At 72.5% G+C, this 17723-nt stretch carries 21 protein-coding genes; 11 read left to right on the top strand and 10 right to left on the bottom strand.

Annotation, left to right across the window (positions count from 1 at the left end; translation table 11 throughout):
- Positions 1–147 precede the first annotated feature (147 nt).
- The 4 genes from KME66_RS15420 to KME66_RS15405 all read left to right on the top strand — a co-directional run bounded on the left by KME66_RS15420 (position 148) and on the right by KME66_RS15405 (position 4626).
- Positions 148–1068 (top strand): S9 family peptidase, encoded by a 921-nt coding sequence (locus KME66_RS15420; RefSeq protein WP_073218996.1) that lies wholly within the window; start codon positions 148–150, stop codon positions 1066–1068.
- Between the two features lie 244 nt (positions 1069–1312).
- Positions 1313–2701 carry a sensor histidine kinase gene (locus tag KME66_RS15415; RefSeq protein WP_216322920.1) on the top strand — a complete coding sequence of 463 codons (1389 nt, stop codon included), beginning with the start codon at positions 1313–1315 and terminating at the stop codon, positions 2699–2701.
- Positions 2698–3366, top strand: a complete 669-nt coding sequence (locus KME66_RS15410; protein WP_065490500.1) for a response regulator transcription factor — start codon at positions 2698–2700, stop codon at positions 3364–3366. The genes KME66_RS15415 and KME66_RS15410 overlap by 4 nt, the downstream gene beginning before the upstream one ends.
- Before the next feature lie 54 nt (positions 3367–3420).
- Complete coding sequence (locus KME66_RS15405; protein ID WP_216322918.1) at positions 3421–4626, top strand: cytochrome P450; 1206 nt, start codon at positions 3421–3423, stop codon at positions 4624–4626.
- Between the two features lie 21 nt (positions 4627–4647).
- On the opposite strand, the gene KME66_RS15400 is transcribed toward KME66_RS15405, so the two are convergent.
- The 3 genes from KME66_RS15400 to KME66_RS15390 form a co-directional block, all read right to left on the bottom strand.
- A complete protein-coding gene (locus tag KME66_RS15400; protein WP_216322916.1) occupies positions 4648–4989 on the bottom strand; it encodes a hypothetical protein in 342 nt (113 codons plus the stop codon).
- A gap of 240 nt (positions 4990–5229) precedes the next feature.
- On the bottom strand, positions 5230–5502 hold the full coding sequence (locus KME66_RS15395; RefSeq protein ID WP_069735586.1) for a DUF1876 domain-containing protein: 273 nt from the start codon (positions 5500–5502) through the stop codon (positions 5230–5232).
- A 52-nt stretch (positions 5503–5554) separates the two neighbouring features.
- Positions 5555–6439 carry a diacylglycerol kinase gene (locus KME66_RS15390; protein ID WP_073219008.1) on the bottom strand — a complete coding sequence of 295 codons (885 nt, stop codon included), beginning with the start codon at positions 6437–6439 and terminating at the stop codon, positions 5555–5557.
- Positions 6440–6625: 186 nt separating this feature from the next.
- Here KME66_RS15390 and KME66_RS15385 point away from each other — a divergent pair, with 186 nt between their 5' ends.
- The 6 genes from KME66_RS15385 to KME66_RS15360 all read left to right on the top strand — a co-directional run bounded on the left by KME66_RS15385 (position 6626) and on the right by KME66_RS15360 (position 11405).
- Positions 6626–7909, top strand: a complete 1284-nt coding sequence (locus KME66_RS15385) for an adenylosuccinate synthase (protein WP_073219011.1) — start codon at positions 6626–6628, stop codon at positions 7907–7909.
- A 204-nt stretch (positions 7910–8113) separates the two neighbouring features.
- Entirely contained in the window at positions 8114–8770 is a 657-nt protein-coding gene (locus KME66_RS15380) for a DsbA family protein (protein ID WP_073219014.1), read from the top strand.
- Position 8771: 1 nt separating this feature from the next.
- A complete protein-coding gene (locus KME66_RS15375; RefSeq protein WP_216322913.1) occupies positions 8772–9887 on the top strand; it encodes an NADH:flavin oxidoreductase in 1116 nt (371 codons plus the stop codon).
- A gap of 123 nt (positions 9888–10010) precedes the next feature.
- On the top strand, positions 10011–10490 hold the full coding sequence (locus tag KME66_RS15370) for a nucleoside deaminase (RefSeq protein WP_073219020.1): 480 nt from the start codon (positions 10011–10013) through the stop codon (positions 10488–10490).
- A 96-nt stretch (positions 10491–10586) separates the two neighbouring features.
- Positions 10587–10907, top strand: coding sequence for a multidrug efflux SMR transporter (locus KME66_RS15365; RefSeq protein ID WP_073219025.1), 321 nt, complete (start codon positions 10587–10589; stop codon positions 10905–10907).
- 81 nt (positions 10908–10988) lie between these two features.
- Positions 10989–11405: a multidrug efflux SMR transporter gene (locus KME66_RS15360; protein ID WP_073219028.1), complete on the top strand. Its 417-nt coding sequence runs from the start codon at positions 10989–10991 to the stop codon at positions 11403–11405.
- 137 nt (positions 11406–11542) lie between these two features.
- Here KME66_RS15360 and KME66_RS15355 read toward each other — a convergent pair whose 3' ends face one another.
- From KME66_RS15355 to KME66_RS15345, 3 genes are read right to left on the bottom strand one after another with little or no spacing between them, the layout of a single operon-like run.
- Positions 11543–12313 carry an SDR family NAD(P)-dependent oxidoreductase gene (locus tag KME66_RS15355; RefSeq protein WP_073219031.1) on the bottom strand — a complete coding sequence of 257 codons (771 nt, stop codon included), beginning with the start codon at positions 12311–12313 and terminating at the stop codon, positions 11543–11545.
- Positions 12310–13029, bottom strand: a complete 720-nt coding sequence (locus KME66_RS15350; protein WP_216322910.1) for an HAD family phosphatase — start codon at positions 13027–13029, stop codon at positions 12310–12312. The genes KME66_RS15355 and KME66_RS15350 overlap by 4 nt, the downstream gene beginning before the upstream one ends.
- Before the next feature lie 53 nt (positions 13030–13082).
- Positions 13083–13715 carry a ScbR family autoregulator-binding transcription factor gene (locus tag KME66_RS15345; protein ID WP_073219037.1) on the bottom strand — a complete coding sequence of 211 codons (633 nt, stop codon included), beginning with the start codon at positions 13713–13715 and terminating at the stop codon, positions 13083–13085.
- Positions 13716–13959: 244 nt separating this feature from the next.
- On the opposite strand from KME66_RS15345, the gene KME66_RS15340 reads away from it, so the two are divergent.
- Complete coding sequence (locus tag KME66_RS15340; RefSeq protein ID WP_253208356.1) at positions 13960–14889, top strand: ScbA/BarX family gamma-butyrolactone biosynthesis protein; 930 nt, start codon at positions 13960–13962, stop codon at positions 14887–14889.
- Positions 14890–15013: 124 nt separating this feature from the next.
- Here KME66_RS15340 and KME66_RS15335 read toward each other — a convergent pair whose 3' ends face one another.
- The 4 genes from KME66_RS15335 to KME66_RS15320 form a co-directional block, all read right to left on the bottom strand.
- The gene (locus KME66_RS15335; RefSeq protein ID WP_073219040.1) at positions 15014–15760 is read right to left on the bottom strand and encodes a 4'-phosphopantetheinyl transferase superfamily protein; all 747 of its coding nucleotides are present in this window, start codon (positions 15758–15760) and stop codon (positions 15014–15016) included.
- A 55-nt stretch (positions 15761–15815) separates the two neighbouring features.
- Positions 15816–16058: a DUF6253 family protein gene (locus tag KME66_RS15330; RefSeq protein WP_019763170.1), complete on the bottom strand. Its 243-nt coding sequence runs from the start codon at positions 16056–16058 to the stop codon at positions 15816–15818.
- Positions 16055–16870, bottom strand: coding sequence for a maleate cis-trans isomerase (locus KME66_RS15325; protein ID WP_073219044.1), 816 nt, complete (start codon positions 16868–16870; stop codon positions 16055–16057). The genes KME66_RS15330 and KME66_RS15325 overlap by 4 nt, the downstream gene beginning before the upstream one ends.
- 122 nt (positions 16871–16992) lie before the next feature.
- Positions 16993–17712, bottom strand: coding sequence for a transglutaminase family protein (locus KME66_RS15320; RefSeq protein WP_216322907.1), 720 nt, complete (start codon positions 17710–17712; stop codon positions 16993–16995).
- Positions 17713–17723: the final 11 nt, after the last annotated feature.

Genomic DNA, 17723 nt, shown 5'->3' with positions numbered 1-17723 from the left:
ACCGGGCGGGGACGGTGCCGAGTGCTGGTACCGTCCCCGCAGGTCAACCCGGTTGGCCGGCTGACGCACGAACAGAACGCAGGCACGGAGCACAGGCACGGGCGCGGAGCACAGGCGCGGGCCACGGGCGGAGGACGGTTGAGCAGCATGGCGGACACCCCGGGTTCCCCGGACTCTGCGGCGCGTGATCGGGACGAGGCGGAGAGCGCGTCGGCGTTCGCCCATCCTCCCGTCGCCCCCGACGCCACCGCCGCCTACGGGGACCATCCCGACCAGGTCGTCGACTTCTACGCCCCGCGCGACGGCCGCACCGGCGTCCCGCTCGTCGTCCTGCTGCACGGCGGCGCCTGGCGGGCCCCGTACGACCGGGCCCACGCCTCCCCGCTCGCGGACTTCCTGGCCCGCCGGGGCTTCGCCGTGGCCAGCGTGGAGTACCGGCGCGGCGGCGACGACATCCCGCGGCAGCGCGGCGGGAGCGGGCCGGCGACCGCCGGTGCGGACCCGGTCGCGGGGCGCTGGCCGGAGACCTTCGACGACGTGGCCGCGGCCCTGGACGCGCTGCCCGTGCTGGCCGGCCGCGCGCTGCCGGGCGCCGATGTTCGGCGGATCGTGGTCACCGGTCACTCCGCGGGCGGCCACCTCGCCCTGTGGGCGGCGGCGCGCCACGTCCTGCCCGAGGGGTCGCCGTGGCGGCTGCCGGCCCCGCCGCCGCTGCGCGGGGTCGTCGCCCTGGCCCCGATCGCGGACTTCGCCACGGCGGTCCGGCTGGGGGTGTGCGGCGGTGCGGTCACCCAGCTGCTGGGCGGGGAGGCCGGCTTCGCGGATCGCGCGGCGCACGCCGACCCCGGGATGCTGCTGCCGACCGGGATCGCCACCGCGATCGTCCAGGGAGTCGAGGACATCGTCGTCCCGCAGGCCGTCTCGGAGGCGTACGTCGACGCGGCGGCCCAGGCCGGCGAGACGGTCGGGCTGACGCTGCTCGGCGGCGTCGGGCACTTCCCGCTGATCGACCCCGCCGCCGACGCCTGCGCCGTCGTCGCCGAGGAGATCACCCAGCTCGCCTGGTGAACGCTGCGCCCTGCGGCGCGGGGGCGGAGTGGGTCGAGGCGCGGCGAACGCCCGGGAGCGGTGGCCGGGCGGACCGTCGCCCGGTGGGCCGAGGAGCAGCGCACTGCGTCCGCGCGCAGGCCCGGTCGGCGGCCCGACCGGGCTTCGGGACGGTGGGGCGGAGACGGGTAGTCCTTGAGACGGACGCTCCGGAATCCGTAGCGATGCTGACGACCCGCCATCCGCCCCCGCCTACCGTGGAAACGTGACCGAGACCCAGACGAAGACCAGTAGCCCGGAGTTCCGGGCAGCCGCAGGGGCGATAGACGGCCTGCGGGACGACCTCCTGCGCAACGTGTTCGCCTACCGGCCGCTGCCGCCGCTGAGCCCGGACGGACGGCTGGTCCGGCGACTGCCCGAGGGGCTGCGCAAGGGCGTCGTCTGGGCCCCCCACGCCGTGGTGCTGTTCGCCGGCTTCCTCGTGATGATGGCCGGGTTCTCCGAGTGGGAGTACCGCTTCCTGATGGGGGTGGTGCCCGCGATCCCGGTGGCGATGACGCTCGTCCGGCCGGTCGCCGCGTTCTGGGCGTCGCTGGTGGCCACCGTCTTCTGCGCCGTCCTCGGCAGCCAGGGGCTGTGGGGGCCGAGCGCCTTCATGGCCCAGGTGACGGTCCTGGTGGTCGTGGCCGCGCGGACCCGTCCCCGTACGGCCGCCTGGATGTGGCTGGTGACCCTGCTGTTCGGGGTGCTGCTGGAGGCCGGCGACCCGTCGATCACCGCGCCCGTGGTCACCCTCTCCGCCTTCGCACTGCTCGTCGTCGCCGTGGTCCAGATCCGGCGCGACGCCGAACGCGAGGTCACCGTGCAGCGCACCGTCACCGCCGTCGAGCGCGACCGGCGCACACTGCTGGAGGAGCGCACCACCATCGCCCGGGAGCTGCACGACGTCGTCGCCCACCACATGTCGGTCGTCGCGATCCAGGCCGAGGCCGCCCCCTACCGGGTCGAGAACCCGCCGCCCGAGCTGGAGCAGGCCTTCGCCACCATCCGGGAGAACGCGGTGGCCGCCCTCACCGAGCTGCGCCGCGTCCTCGGGGTCGTCCGGGCGGAGGACTACGAGGCCCCGGACGCCCCGCAGCCCACCCTCGCCGCCCTCGACGGGCTCCTGGACAACGTCCGCGAGACGGGCCTGGAGACGGAGAAGGTGATCACCGGGGCCGTCCGCGAGCTGCCGCAGGGCGTCGAGCTGTCGGCGTACCGGATCGTCCAGGAGGCCCTGAGCAACAGCCTCCGGCACGCGCCGGGAGCCTCGGCGAGGGTCGAGCTCGGCTACGTCCTCGGCGGGCTCGGGCTGCGCGTGGTCAACGGGCCCGCGCGGGGCCTGGTCAAGCCCTCGCCCGGGGCCGGGCACGGGATCACCGGGATGCGGGAGCGGGTCGCGATGCTGAACGGCGAGATGACGGCCGGGCCGACGGCCGACGGCGGGTACGAGGTCGCCGTGTTCCTTCCCGTACCGCTGTCCGAGCAGCCGGAGCAGCCGGAGCAGCCGGAGCGGCGCGGGCCCCGCGAGGCGGCGGCGAGGACGGACGGGGCGGGTGACGGTGGCGGTGACGCCGGGACCACCGTCGTCATCGACCGGGACGGCCGGGCATGAGCGACACCGACATCCGGGTCCTGATCGTCGACGACCAGATGATGGTCCGCGAGGGCTTCTCGGTCCTGCTCAACGCGATGCCGGGGATCACCGTCGTGGGCGAGGCGCTGGACGGCCGGCAGGCCCTCGACCAGGTCGCCGCCCTGCGCCCGGACGTCGTCCTGATGGACATCCGCATGCCGGAGATGAACGGCATCGAGGCGACCCGCGAGATCGTCGCGCGGGACGCCGACGCGAAGGTCCTGGTGCTGACCACCTTCGATCTCGACGAGTACGTCTACCAGGCGCTGCGGGCCGGGGCCTCGGGCTTCCTCCTCAAGGACGCCTCGGCCCGGCAGCTCGCCGACGGGGTACGGGTGGTCGCCTCGGGTGAGGCGCTGCTCGCCCCGACGGTGACCCGGCGGCTGATCACGGAGTTCTCCAAGCTCGCGGAGGCCCCCAGGCCGCCCGCCCTGGCCCGGATCGGGGACCTCACCGAGCGCGAGACGGAGGTGCTGGTCCTCATCGCGCAGGGGCTGTCCAACGCGGAGATCGCCTCGCACCTGATCGTCGCCGAGTCCACGATCAAGACGCACGTCAGCCGCATCCTGGTGAAGCTGGGGCTGCGCGACCGGACCCAGGCGGCGGTGTTCGCGTACGAGGCGCGGCTGGTCACCCCGGGGTAGCCGGACCTGCGCCGGACCTCTTGCGGCGGGCGCGGGCGCGGGTAGCGTCGGGTCATGCACGTGTCCTTCGACCCCTGGTCGCCCGCGTTCGTCGCCGATCCCTACCCCGCCTACAGCGCGCTGCGCGCCGCCGGCCGGGCGCACTGGTTCGAGCCGACGGGGCAGTGGCTGATCCCGCACCACTCCGACGTGTCGGCCCTGCTGCGCGACCGGCGCCTCGGGCGTACGTATCTGCACCGCTTCAGCCACGAGGAGTTCGGGCGGACCCCGCCGCCGCCCGAGCACGAGCCGTTCACCACGCTCAACGGGCAGGGCATCCTCGACCTGGAGGCCCCCGACCATCCCCGGATCCGGCGGCTGATCTCCAAGGCGTTCACCCCGCGCACGGTCGAGAACCTCGCCCCGACCGTACGGCGGCTGGCGGCCGAGCTGGTCGACGCGTTCGTCGCCGAGGGCGGCGGGGACCTGCTGGCGGAGGTCGCGGAGCCGCTGCCGGTCGCCGTCATCGCGGAGATGCTGGGCGTTCCGGAGGCGGACCGGGGTCTGCTGCGGCCCTGGTCGGCGGCGATCTGCGGGATGTTCGAGCTGAACCCCTCGGCGGAGACGGCGGCCGCCGCCGTCTCCGCCTCCGTGGACTTCTCCGCGTATCTGCGCGGGCTGATCGCCGAGCGGCGCACCGCCCCCGGCGACGACCTGATCTCGGCGCTCATCGCCGCCCACGACGAGGGCGAGCGGCTGACCGAGCAGGAGATGATCTCGACCTGTGTGCTGCTGCTGAACGCGGGCCACGAGGCGACGGTGAACACCACCGTCAACGGCTGGCGGACCCTCTTCCACCACCCGGAGCAGCTGGCGGCCCTGCGCGCCGACCCCGCGCTGCTGCCGACCGCGATCGAGGAGCTGCTGCGCTACGACACCCCGTTGCAGATGTTCGAACGCTGGGTGCTGGACGACATCGAGATCGACGGCCAGGTGATCCGGCGGGGCGCGGAGGTGGCGCTGCTGTTCGGCTCGGCCAACCGGGACCCGGAGCGGTTCGCGCGCCCGGACGCGCTGGATCTGTCGCGTACGGACAATCCGCACATCACCTTCGGCGCGGGCATCCACTTCTGCCTGGGTGCGCCGCTGGCCCGGCTGGAGCTGGCCGCGTCCTTCGGGGAACTGCTGCGGAAGGCGCCCGCGCTGCGGATGACGGCGGAGCCGGAGTGGCAGCCCGGGTACGTGATCCGGGGGCTGAGGGAGCTGCGGGCGGAGGTGTAGGCCCCCGGCCGGGGCGCGGGCTCAGCAGGGGTCGTAGCACTCCGGCCTGGGCGCCCCGGCCAGCGCGTCGACGCCGATGCCGACCGCGACGAGGACGCCGATCGCCGCGACGAGGCCCAGGGCCCGCTTCCAGTCGCGCCGGACCAGGAAGAACAGGGCCAGGGCCGCCGCGATCCCGCCGAGGATCATGAGGGGCAGTCCGACCCAGAGCACGTTCCAGTTGGAGGCGCCCTCGAAGCCGTCGAGGAGGCCGCCCTTGCCGTGCGGCGCCCAGAGCACGATGCCCGCGAGCGCTCCGGCGAAGGCGGTCACGCAGCCGGCGGTTCCTGTGACGGCTTCGCGTCGCGGGTTCTCGGTCTCCATGATCCGGAGGACGCGGCGGGGCGCGGGCGCGGTTCCGCTCCCGCGCGGACGTGTTCGGGCCCCGCCCATGCGGGCCGGCCATGAGGCGGACGCCTCTGCTCCCGCGCGGACGTGTTCGGGCCCCGCCCATGCGGGGCGGCCACGGGGCGGACGCCTCCGCTCCCGCGCGGGCCCGGTCGGGTCCCATCGGCGGTCGAGGAGCGGTGACACGGGCCGGAGCCCTCGAAACAGCGCCTCGGATCAGGTCAGCGGGTACGACGTCCTGCCCGACGCCTCGTCGATCTCGTCGTGCGCCTTGGTCAGCAGTTTCATCGCCAGTTCGTTGAGCGCCCTGGCCCCCGCGATCTCCTCGCCGACCCGCTGCTGGTCGGCATCCGAGGGATGGCGGCTGGCATAGCCGTGGGCGCGTACCTCTGTTCCGTCGGAGAGGCGGACGAGCGCCGCCGCGCGCGTGCGGTGCGTGTCCTCCTCGAATTCGAGGTCGATGTGCCATCCGACAGCGATCCTGGTCATGACGGTCACCTCCGGGACCGGGCGGGTAACGGGACGGCTCCGGGGCCGTCTCCTACCAGCCTGCGCCCGCCGCCGCGTCGGCGCTCGCCGGGCCGGGCAGCATCAGCCCCCAGGCGCCCGCCCGGACCGTCCAGGTCCGGGTCCGCACCGGCCCCCCGGTCTGTATGTCCGCCCGGTAGCGGAAGTCCGCGCCGGAGACCGTGACGGCCTGGGCCTCCGCCGTCACGTCCTCGCCGGAACCGGTGCGGACGACGACGTCGGCGAGGCCCCCGCCGCCCTGGGAGGTCACCGAGAGGTCCCGGACCGGGGTGTCCAGGTCGTTCAGCAGCACCCCGTCCGCCTCGATGCGCAGGCGGTGCGTGCCCGGGTGCGTCGAGGCGGCGACCGGGGCCGGGCGGACCAGGGAGGTCACCAGCGAGCGGCAGGTGTCCCAGACGGCCGTGACGCCCGCGTGCGGGGTCCCGGAGCCGGGCGGCGGGGGCGGCGGGGCCGGGATGCGCAGGCGGCCCAGGACCACGCCGTCGCTGTCGTCGACCAGCAGGTCCCGGCGGCGCACCGCCCCGTCCAGCGCGGTACGGGCGGCCGCCACCGCGCCCCGGGGGACGCCGAGGGCGTGGGCGACCTCCAGGGCGTGCGCCGCGCCGACGGGGACCAGGGAGAGGGCGCCTGCGGCCAGCTCCCGCTCGCGGTGCAGCAGGGCGACGGCGCGCAGCAGCGCGTGGTCGTCACCGACGACGACGGGTCTGCGCGCACCCCGCCGGGACAGGGCCCGCGCGAACTCCTCGGGGGTGTCCGGAAGGCAGATCTTGGCGTGCGCGCCGGCGCTCAGCACGTCCTTGGCGATCCGGACGGACTCGCCGTCGGTCCGGCGGGCGACCGGGTCGATGACCACCAGGAGCTGGTCGTCGCCGTCGCCGGGGGGCTCTGCAGCCGACACCTCGGTCCTTCCTCGGGTAGCATCTTGGTGCAAGAGCCCCTTGCGCTATTGCGCCAGGGGCTTCGTCTATTCCGGGGCACCCGGTTCGACGGCTCAGGCTGTGCCGTACATCGTCGTGCGGCAGGTACGACCTTGACGTACGCCCCCTGACCTTGGACATGCCCCGCCCGGAAGGGGTGTACGCCTGTGCCCGCACTTGTGCTGCTCGGTGCTCAGTGGGGTGACGAGGGCAAGGGGAAGGCCACCGATCTCCTCGGTGGATCCGTGGACTATGTCGTGCGATACCAGGGCGGTAACAACGCCGGTCACACGGTCGTCGTGGGCGACCAGAAGTACGCACTGCATCTCCTCCCCTCCGGAATCCTGTCGCCGGGCTGTACCCCGGTCATCGGGAACGGTGTCGTGGTCGACCCGGCGGTCCTGCTCTCCGAGCTGAGCGGTCTGAACGAGCGAGGCGTCGACACGTCCAAGCTTCTGATCAGCGGCAACGCTCATTTGATCACTCCGTACAATGTCACGCTCGACAAGGTGACCGAGCGCTTCCTCGGGAAGCGCAAGATCGGTACGACGGGCCGGGGCATCGGCCCGACCTACGCCGACAAGATCAACCGGGTGGGGATCCGCGTCCAGGACCTCTACGACGAGTCGATCCTGGAGCAGAAGGTCGAGGCCGCGCTGGAGCAGAAGAACCAGCTCCTGGCCAAGGTCTTCAACCGCCGGGCGATCGAGGCCGGCAAGGTCGTCGAGGACATGCTCCAGTACGCGGAGCGGATCAAGCCGTTCGTCGCCGACACGACCCTGATCCTGAACGAAGCCATCGACGACGGCAAGGTCGTGCTCTTCGAGGGCGGCCAGGGCACCCTGCTCGACGTCGACCACGGCACGTACCCCTTCGTCACCTCGTCGAACCCGACCGCGGGCGGCGCCTGCACCGGTGCCGGTGTCGGCCCGACGAAGATCAGCCGCGTGATCGGCATCCTCAAGGCCTATACGACGCGTGTGGGCGCCGGTCCGTTCCCGACCGAGCTGTTCGACGAGGACGGCGAGGCGCTGCGGCGCATCGGCGGCGAGCGCGGTGTCACCACCGGCCGTGACCGCCGCTGCGGCTGGTTCGACGCCCCGATCGCGCGGTACGCGACCCGGGTCAACGGCCTGACCGACTTCTTCCTCACCAAGCTGGACGTCCTCACCGGCTGGGAGCGGATCCCGGTCTGCGTGGCGTACGAGATCGACGGCAAGCGCGTCGAGGAGCTCCCGTACAACCAGACCGACTTCCACCACGCGAAGCCGATCTACGAGACCCTGCCGGGCTGGTCCGAGGACATCACCAAGGCCAAGACCTTCTCCGACCTGCCGAAGAACGCGCAGGGGTACGTGAAGGCCCTGGAGGAGATGTCGGGCGCGCCGATCTCCGCGATCGGCGTCGGCCCCGGCCGGACCGAGACGATCGAGATCAACTCGTTCCTGTAGCGGTACCCGGGCAGCACCGCGGCGGTGGCCCCAGCCTTCCGAGGCCGGGGGCCACCGCCGTTCGCGTGTCCGGCTCGCGCGGTCGGGACGGCAGGCTTGACACTAAAGTGCATGATCGTGCAACCTTCTCGGGACCCCTCGCATCTCTCGGTCATCCGTCGAGAGATGTTGTTGTTTGCGCGATCAATTAGATGGAGCCTGCGCATGGCTGATCCCGTGAAGATCAAGATCTGGTCCGACTACGTCTGCCCCTTCTGCATGCTGGCCGAGGGCCCCGTCGAAGAGGCGATCAAGGACGTCGGCGTCGAGGTGGAAGTCGAGTGGCTGCCCTTCGAGCTGCGCGCCCACCCCCAGCCCACGCTGCGGCCGGAGGACGAGTACCTGCCCGCCATCTGGGAGCGGGCCGTCTACCCCATGGCCCGCCGGCTGGGTGTCGACATCACGCTCCCCACCGTCTCGCCCCAGCCCTACACCGCCCTCGCCTTCGAGGGGTACCAGTACGCGGCCGAGCACGGCCTGGGCGACGCCTACAACCAGCGGATGTTCCGCGCCTTCTTCCAGGAGGACCGGGATCTGGGGAAGGTCGACGTCCTCGCCGCCCTGGCCGCGGAGGTCGGCCTGGACGAGGCCGGGTTCCGGGCCGCGCTGACGGACGGCGCCTACCGCGCCCGGCACCAGGAGGCCCTGCGGGAGGCGGCCGCGAACCAGGTGCGGTCGGTCCCCACCCTGCTCGTCGGGGACATCCGGATCGAGGGCGTCCCGCGCCCGGCCCAGCTGCGCAAGGCGATCCTGGACGCGCAGGCCCGCCAGGCGGAGGAGGCCGGCTACGGCGCGGCCTGCGGCATCGACGGGACGTGCTGAGGTGAGCGGCGCCCGCACCAGCGCGTTACGTCCCCATCCTGCCCTCGCCGCCTGCCGGTTCGCGGGTCTCGACCTGCGCAACAGATTCGCGGTCGCCCCCATGACCCGGGTCTCCGCCACCCGGGACGGCCGGGCCACCGAGCAGATGGCCGCGTACTACGAAGCCTTCGCCCGGGGCGGTTTCGGACTCCTGATCACCGAGGGGACCTACACCGACACCGCCTTCGGCCAGGGCTATCTGCACCAGCCCGGCATCACGGACGAGGCGCAGGCCACCGCCTGGCGGGCCGTCGTCGACCGGGCGCACGCCGCCGGCGCGCGCATCGTCCTCCAGCTGATGCACGCCGGCGCCCTGGCCCAGGGGAACCGGTTCCGCGACCGGACCGCCGGCCCGTCGGCGGTCCGGCCGATGGGCGAGCAGCTGGCCAAGTACCGGGGCGGCGGCCCCTGGCCCGTGCCGCTGGAGATGACCCACGGGCAGATCGACGAGGCCGTGGCGGGTTTCGCCGCCGCCGCGGTCCGCGCCCGTGACACCGGCTTCGACGGCGTGGAGATCCACGCCGCCAACGGCTATCTGCTCGACCAGTTCCTCACCCCGTACACCAATCTGCGCACCGACGGGTACGGCGGGGAGATCGAGGGGCGCTCACGGCTCCTCCGGGAGGTGACGGCCGCGGTCAGAGACGCGGCCGGGCCCGGCTTCACGGTCGGCGTCCGGCTCTCCCAGGGAAAGATCAACAACTTCGGGTGGCGGTGGCAGGGGGGCGATGCCGAGGCGGCGGCCCTCTTCGCTGCGGCGGCCGGGGCCGGGGCCGGCTACCTGCACCTCGCGGGCAGCGGACGGGACTGGCTGCCGGACGGGCCGACGCTCCCCGGGCTCGCCCGGAAGGTCACCGGACTGCCCGTGATCGCCAACGGCGGGCTGCACGAGGACGCGGTGGCACGGCGCGTGCTGGACGAGGGGCACGCGGACGTCCTGGCGGTCGGGACGGGGGCGCTGGCCAACCCCGACCTGCCGCACAAGGTGGCCGCGAGGGCCCTCCCCGTGCCGTTCGATCCGCGCGTGCTGGAGCCGCTGGCCACGCTGGACAACGCCCTTGCGCACGCTTCCACTTGACACTCGTTATATGCACATGCAAGATAAAGGCATCGGGTCACGCCTTCGGCGGAGATCTGCGGCCATCATTTGCTTGCATGTGCAGGCAATGGAGATGCAGGGAATTCGGGAGACGAACTGCTCATGGGTACACACGACAGCGAACTGATGGGCTTCGCCCACGAAGCGATCCGGCTCAGCCGCGAGCACGTCGCCCAGGGCGGCATCCCCTTCTCCGGTGTCGTCGTGGGCGGTGGACGCATCCTGGGGACCGGCTTCAACCGGGTCCGCGAGGACAACGACCCGACCGCGCACGCCGAGGTCGTCGCCCTCCGGGAGGCCGCCGCCCGGCACGGCATGCGCGCCGTGGTGGGAGCCACCCTGATCGCCTCCGGCGAGCCCTGCGCCCTGTGCTACATGGCGGCGCGGTTCGCCGGCGTCGGCCACATCGTGCACACCGCCGACCGCCGGACCGCCGCCCGGTACGGCTTCGACTACACCGGCTCGTACTCCCTGTTCGCCGAGGACCCCGAGCGCTGGCCCGTCAAGGTCACGGCACTCCAGCTCCCCGAAGCGGAAGCGCCGTTCCAGGACTTCCTCACCATGAGCCGGCCCCGGCACTGACCCGGGCCCGCATCCGCTCCATCGCCGCACGCCGTTCTTCGCACCGCCTGCCCCACGCCCACTCCGCTTCCCACCCACCGCACGGAAGGACCTCCCATGCACTGGCTCTACCTCGCCATCGCCGTCGCCTTCGAGATCGCTGTCGCCATCGCCGCCGGAAAGGCGGAGGGCTTCAAGAACCGCAAGTGGACCGCCATCACCCTGATCAGCGGCGCCCTGGCCACCTTCTTCCTCAGCAAGTCGCTGCTGACCTTCGACGTCGGCGTCGGCTACGCCCTGTGGACCTCCGTGGCGGGCGTCGGCATCACCATCCTCGGCGCGCTCTTCTTCGGTCAGCGCCTGAACTGGAACAAGGCGATCGGCATCATCCTCGTCATCGGTGGCGTCGTCGGCCTCCAGCTGAGCGGTTCCGCCTGAGCCCGGGTGCACCACGCCCGGCCGCGCACGCGCAGCCTCCCGCCCACCACCTGACGCCACCCCAGAGAGGATCCACCTCCCATGTCCAACACAGCCAAGACCTCCACCAACGCCTGGCTCTCGCTCCTGCTCGCCGGAGGCTTCGAGATCGGCTACGCGCTCGCCGTCGGCGGCAGCGAAGGCTTCACCGTCCTGACCTGGTCCCTGGTCGCCGTGGTGTTCTTCCTGCTGACGCTCTACGCGCTCAGCCTCGCGCTCCGCACGATCGAGGTCAGCATCGGTTACGCGGTCTGGGCCGGTATCGGCGCGGTCGGCGCCGCCGTCCTGGGCCCCGTCTTCTTCGACGAGACCCTGACCCTGGCCAAGGGCATCTGGCTGACGGTCATCATCGTCGGTGTCATCTGGCTGAAGCTCGCCGACCGCACCAAGCCCGAGGCGGTCGCCCCGGCGGCGACGGCCCAGCAGGTCGCGGACCGGCCGGGCGCGCTCCAGGTCTGACGCCCCGCGACCGCACGCCCCCGGCGGCTGCCTCCCATCAGGAATGGGCGGCAGCCGCCGGGGGCGTCGTGTCCCGCCGTGCGCCGCCGCCCTCGCGCGGCGGTCCCGGACGGCGCGGCCGTGGCTGGGCTCCGCCGTCATTTCGCGGTCCGGCCGCCGTCCACCGCGAGGGCGGTGCCGGTGGTGAAGGAGGAGGCGTCCGAGCAGAGCCAGGCGGCGGCGCGGGCGATCTCGACCGGATCGGCCAGCCGCCGCTGGATGCCCCGGGAGCCGAAGGACGCGCCCGCGGCGAGGCCGGTGGAGCGGAAGGAGTCCATCATCTCCGTGTCGGTGCCGCCCACCACGAGGGCGTTGACCCGGATGCCGTGCTCGCCGTACTCGGCGGCCGCCGCCCTGGTGAGGCCGATGACCGCGTGCTTCGCGGCCACATAGGGCGCCGACGCGGCGGTGGCCCGTACGCCCGCGACGCTGGACGTGTTGACGACCGCCCCGGCACCGGTCTCCAGCATGGCGGGGATCTCGGCGCGCAGGCAGTTCCACACCCCGCGCAGGTTGACGTCCAGGGTGCGGTCGAAGACGTCGTCGGGGAGTTCGTGCAGGACCGTTCCGGCGGTGGCGTGCCCGGCGTTGTTGAACGCGCAGTCGAGGCTGCCGAACCGGTCGACCGCCGTGGCGACGGCCCGTTCCATGTCCGCGGGGCGGGTGACGTCGCCCGGTACGGCCACGGCCCGGCCGCCGTCCTTCCGGATGCGCTCGGCGACCTCCTCCACCCGGGCGGCCCGGCGGGCGACGAGCACGACGGCGGCTCCCTCGTCGGCGAAGTGGCGGCCGGCCGCGGCGCCTATGCCGCTGGAGGCGCCGGTGATCAGCGCCACCTTGCCGGACAGCAGCGGTCCGCCCGGCGTCATGCCTGTCTCTCCCGGCCGGCCGCCACGAGGGCGGGGCTCCAGAACGTGTCCGTGCTCATCTCCCGGTCGATCCGGTGCAGCAGACCGTCGTCGAGCGCGTCCAGGCGGTCGATCACGTGACGCACGCCCGCCTCCCGCATGAGAGCGCGCTGGTGGCTGTGGGCGAAGGCGGAGGGGTGGCCGACGAAGGCGGTGCCCAGCGCGCGGGCCGCCTCGGCGACCCGGGCGACGTCGTCGACGAAGAGGGCCTGGGCGGGACGGAGCCCGAAGACGTCCTCGGTGATCTCCCGGAGGCCGGGGCGGATGTCGTTGGTGCTGACGTAGCCGGGGCCGTCGAACAGGTGGGCGTAGCGGCCCAGATGGCGGTCGAAGTGCTCCTTGCCCAGGCCCCCGTAGCAGACCGTGCGCAGGCCCGCGCTCCGCAGCCGGTGGAGCAGGCGGTGCGTGCCCGGGGTGATCGTGACCGGGTGCCGGTCGACGTGGGCGGCGCGCTCCTCGAAGTAGGCGGCGAGCGCCGCCTCGCCCGTCATGCCGCCGCCCACGGCGGCCGCGAGCCGTTGCCCGGCGATGTGCTGCGGCTGGGAGAAGACCGATCGCTCCAGCGCGGCCGAGTAGGTCCCGCCCCGGCTGACGACGAACTGGTGGATGACCGGGCTGAAGGTGTCGTCGAGCAGGACACCGTCGATGTTCAGGGCGGCCAGGCGTAAGGAAGGCATGGGGCTCCTTGAGGCTCGTTCGAGGCGGGAGGAACGGTCGGCGGGCGGAGTGGTCAGGGCATCATCGCGGCGCCCCGGGCGGGGGTCGCGTCGGCGCGGGTGATCACGGACGGCACCGCGATGCCCGGAAGGATCAGGTTCCACATCTGCTGGGTGCGCTCGGGAAGGTCCTGGCGGCCGCTGACGACGTTGGAGTACATCTGCATCCCGGTGCAGGCCGCGACCACGAACTCCGCGACCACGACCGGGTCGACGCCGGGCTGGAGCTCGCCGTCGTCCTGGGCGTCCTGGAGGCACCCGGTCATGATCGCGCGGAACTTCTCGTACGGGTCGGCGTTGGCGGGACCGCCCACCGACGTTTGCTCGTTGGTCAGCCGGACGCCGGCCCGCAGCAGCGGATCGCGCTGGAGCTGCCACGACCAGACGAGCGTGATGTCGATGAGCCGTTGCAGGCCCCCGGCGGCCACCAGCGGGACCAGGGTCTCCGGCTGGCTGTTCATCACCGCCTTGGCCAGGTCCTCCTTGGAGCCGAAGTGGAAGTAGAGCGCTCCGGCCGTCACGCCGGCGCGCTTGAGGATGCGCGTGATGCTTGCACCCGCGTAGCCGAACTCGTCGAACACCTCTGCCGCAGCGTGGAGGAGAGCGCGGCGGGTCTGCTCCGCTCGCTCCTGTTTCGGTTGTGCCATGCCCTGTCACCTTCCCAAAAAGAATGACCCTTATGTTATCCGGCCCGACCGCCGCCAGGGCAAGTCCCGTTTGTTCCAGTTAAGTTGCTTACGCACACTCCTGGACTCCAAAAAAAGTCAGACGCGCGTTGCTCTTGACCCGGCAAAACAAAAGAAACATTATTTTTGAGTCGGCACGGGGGGTGCTCATGGCGCTCCTCTGCGCAGTCATCCGTGAGCAACGACCGATCGTGGGGGGTCCACGTTGTCTGTTTCCGTACTGAGCCGTGACGCACAGCAGGTCCAGCCGTCTCAGGTGCACCAGTGGCAGGTGCACAAGCTCCAGGGGGAGGAAGTGCTGCTCAGCACGTGGACCGAGGCGGACGCGGGACGCTTCGTGATCACGGCGCGCTGGCCGAAGGGCCACGCGTTCTACCAGCCGTCGCAGGGCGCGTACGATCCGCTGCTGCTCGCGGAGACCGTGCGCCAGACGGTGCCGCTGCTCTCCCACGCCGTCCACGGCGTCCCGCGGGAGCACAAGCAGGCGTGGGAGTGCTTGAACTTCGCGGTCGAGCCGCTGGCCTCGCTGGTCACCACCGCCGATGACGAGGTGCGTCTGGTGGTGTCCTGCTCGGACGTGGTCCGGCGCGGCAACAGGTTCGCGGGCATGACGATGGACATCGACGTCCACCTCGGGAAGCGGCTCATGGGGATCGCGCACACCCGCTTCAACGACCAGCCCGCGGCCGTCTACCGGAGAATGCGCCGGGGCTACGCGGACATCGACGCCGCGCTGGAGAACCGCCTCCCGGCGGGCCCGCCGGTGGAGCCGCACCGGGTGGGCCGCAGCTCTGCGGCCGACGTGGTCCTCTCGCCGGCCCTGGGGGGCGAGAGACCCGACCGGTGGCTGCTGCGGGTGGACACCGCCCACCCCGTGCTCTTCGACCACCCGGTCGACCACGCGCCCGGAATGCTCCTGCTGGAGGCCGCCCGGCAGGCGGCACGCGCCGTCGGCGGGGCCACCGCGGCCGTCATCGGAATGCGGACGAACTTCGTCCGGTACGTCGAACTCGACGCTCCCGCCGTCGTCGTGGCCGGGTCCCCGGTATCCGTCGGCACCGGCAGGAGCCGGGTGCCCGTCTCGATCGAGCAGGACGGCGTCCAGGTCTTCACCTCCGAGGTGACCATCGCGTGAGCCCCTGCCCGGCGGGGCCAACGGCAGGACCATCGCGTGAGCCCCTGCCCGGCCGGGCGTACGGCAGGACGCGGCGGGCGGTCCGTACCTCCCCTCCACGGAGGTACGGACCGCCCGCCGCCGGTCACACCCGCTCCAGCTCCGGCATCGGATACGGGAGGTCCTCGTGCATGATGACGTCCACGTGCACCGACGCCGGAACGGCGAAGCTGGCCTCGTAGCCGGGTGGGGCGATCAGCTGCCGCACCCGCCAGCCGAGCGGCTGGCCGGTGAGGTCCAGCCGGTTCATGACGGAGGCCATGCCCTGGCCGGTCGCCTTGGCCATGGCTTCCTTGCGGGTCCACAGCCGGGCGAAGTCCCGGACCAGTTCGCCGGCCGGACGTCCGCCCAGCCACTGCTGCTCCCTCGGGTGGAGGAAGGGCAGATAGCCCGCGACCGACTCCGGGGTCGGATGGGACTCGATGTCGATGCCGATGGTGGCCTCGGCGACCGCGATGGCGACGTGGTCCCCGCTGTGCGACATCGAGAACTCCGGGGGTTCGCCGTCCCGGTCCGGGTCGCGGATGGCCGGCCTGCCGTGCGCCCCGCCGCAGCCGGGACACGGCTGGCGCAGGAAGCCGACGCTCCGGGGCGGGCAGCCGAGCGAGGAGCCGAGGACGCTCCGCAGCGCCCAGTGGGCGAAGGCGTAGGCCTCCTTGCCGGAGTGCTGGGGTATCGCGGCCAGCCTGCTCCGTTCCTTCTCGTCGAGCCAGCCGGGCGGGGACCCGTCGGGCGGCAGCCGCTGCCCGGCCGGAGCCCGGACGATCCAGACGCCCACCTGGTCGCGGACCTCCCCCGGAGGCGCGTCGGACCACTTGAGGTCGTGTGTCATGTCGATACGGCTCCTGATGTGGCGGGGACCCGGCCGGTCCCCGCCACGGGTCGGATCAGGCGGTTGCTGCGAGCAGGGGCCACGGGCCGGTCGTGGCGTACTGCTCCAGACCCTCGGCGGCGAGATAGCGCCGGAACCCCGGTACCTGCTCCGCGGGGCGCAGCGCCCCGCGGTACAGCACCAGGCCACGCACGCCGTTGTCGTCGTCGTGCCAGCACACCAGGGGCATGTGGTACTCCGGTGTGTCACAGGTCTCCTGCACGGCGGCCTGGTAGCCGTACGCGGGCAGCAGGCTCATCCGGTCACGCCCGCGGGTTCCGGACGGACGCCGAACAGGGCGCCGTAGTCGGTGATCCGCGCGGCCGCCTCGGTGCCGCCGGCCAGGTGCAGCGCGTGCCAGAAGAGCACCTGGTTGGCGGTGAGGACGGGGAAGCCGATCCGCTCCTCCAGGCCCGCGACGGTGCCCACGGCGCGGATGCCGTTGCCGGCGACCAGGACCGCCTGCGGCTGCTGCGGGGCGACGGTGGACTCGATCCACTGCACCAGGGCCTCCGGGGTGATGAGCTTCTGGTTGCTGGGGAGGCCGCAGGGGGCGTGGTGGACGACGTCGAACCCCCGCTCGTCGAAGTACGAGGCGCCCAGGGCGGAGAGCTCGTCGTCGAACCACGGCGGGTTGACCAGCGCGATCCGCTCGGCGCCGAGCGCGCGGAACCCGGCCGCGGCCGCGTGGGTGGTGCCGGTGAGCGGGATGCCCCGGGTCCGCTCGGCGAGCCGCTCGAAGAGCTTCTGCTCGCCGTCGGCGCCCAGGACGTAGGCGGAGCTGGTGAACCCCAGGGCGATGGAGTCCAGCGGGGAGGCCGCGAGCAGTTCGACCGCGTCGTCGATGAACGGCGGGTCGATGAAGGCACGCACCGGGTCGTGCGGGATCTTGGGGTCCATCTCGCCGCCGGGCCGCATCGCCCCGAAGTGGACACGGGAGCCGTGGATGTAGACATCGCGCGGGGCCATCGCCTGGAGCTCGGACTCCGGCCCGACGTCCGCGTGCGGAACGACGACACCGACGCGGGCGACGGCGCCCCAGCCGTCCTCTCGGGCCTGGAACTGCGTCATGGGGTGCTTCTCCTCTTCTGCCGTTCTTCTGCTCTGACGTGACGTGACGTGAGGTTCCGGTGCAGGGGTGGGCGGTGCCGCTGTACGGGGCGGCGTGCCCCTCCCCCGGGGGAGGGGAGGGCTCAGCCCGCCTCGTCGGCCAGCGAGCCGCCGCTCACCGTGCCGGTGCCGTCCGCGTCCAGGAACTTCGGGTGCTTGCGGCGCATGGTGCTCATGACGAACGTGTACGGGACGTCGTCGAAGTCGCCGTGGTCGGTGAGGAACTCCATGCTCTGCCGCCCCTGCGCGTCGAAGGGGTGGTAGAGGCTGTCGGAGCGTCCGTCGAATTCCAGCGGGGTCATGCCGTACAGCCGGCACAGCAGTTTGTTGAAGACCGGGGTCACCTTCAGCCACTGCCCGTTCAGGTACACGGTGGCCAGGCCGTGGAAGAAGACGTCGCCGCCGATGTAGGAGCGCAGCCGGTCGGAGGCGAGGTGGTTGCGGACGTCGCTGTAGTGCAGCCGGGCCGGGATACCGACGGAGCGGCAGGCGGCGGCGTAGAGCACCGACTTGTGCAGGCAGAAGCCCTTGCCGCCGGTGATGATGCTGGACGCCTTCAGCCCCTGCGGCGACAGGTCGGCGCCGTAGACCTCGTAGTGGATGCCGTCGCGCACCGCGTAGTAGAGGGCGACGGCGAGGTCGACGGGGTCGGCGGTGGCGCGGTCGATGCCCTGGAGGGCCTTGTCGACGAAGGCGCGTACGGTCTTGTGCTCGTGGTCGAGGAAGTCGGTGGCCGCGGTGAGGCGGTCGAGGTCCTCGGCGGTCGGGGGTGCGGAGACGGTGTCGGTCAGGGTCTCGGTCATGGCGGATACCT

The sequence above is a fragment of the Streptomyces sp. YPW6 genome, assembly GCF_018866325.1.
Lineage (GTDB): Bacteria > Actinomycetota > Actinomycetes > Streptomycetales > Streptomycetaceae > Streptomyces.
The sequence above is the reverse complement of the archived record's forward strand: the minus strand, read 5'-3'. Positions and strand labels throughout refer to the sequence as shown.